General features: G+C 74.9%; 1 protein-coding gene. It reads left to right on the top strand.

The genetic code is table 11. The features are described from left to right. A partial coding sequence (locus LPA54_RS39240) for a CoA transferase (RefSeq protein WP_228985169.1) occupies positions 1–438 on the top strand: 438 nt, incomplete at both ends.

Here is a 438-nt window from a genome sequence, read left to right as displayed (position 1 = left end):
CCCTCTACCTCACGACCGGCGTCCTCGCCGCGCTGCTCACGGCCCGCGCCACCGGCCACGGCCAGGTGGTGGACGCCGCCATCGTGGACGGCACCGCCCACCTGACCAGCCTGTTCTGGGGCATGCTCGCCGAGGGCACCTGGCGGGACGCGCGCGGCCGCATCCTGCTCGACGGCGGCGGCCCCTACTACGCCGGCGACGAGACCTCCGACGGCGGATGGATGGCGGTCGGCGCCCTGGAGCCGCACTTCTACGCCGTGTTCGTCTCCCTGCTCGGCCTGGACGCCGACGCGCTGCCGGACCGCGCCGACCCGAGCAACTGGCCTGCCCTGCGCGCCGAGTTCACCACCCGCTTCAGGTCCGCCACCCGCGCCCGCTGGACGGCCGTCTTCGAAGGCACCGACGCCTGCGTCGCACCCGTGCTCTCCCTGCACGAGG

The sequence above is a fragment of the Streptomyces sp. DH12 genome (assembly GCF_020873895.1).
Lineage (GTDB): Bacteria > Actinomycetota > Actinomycetes > Streptomycetales > Streptomycetaceae > Streptomyces.
This window is presented reverse-complemented; position numbering and strand designations above follow the sequence as displayed.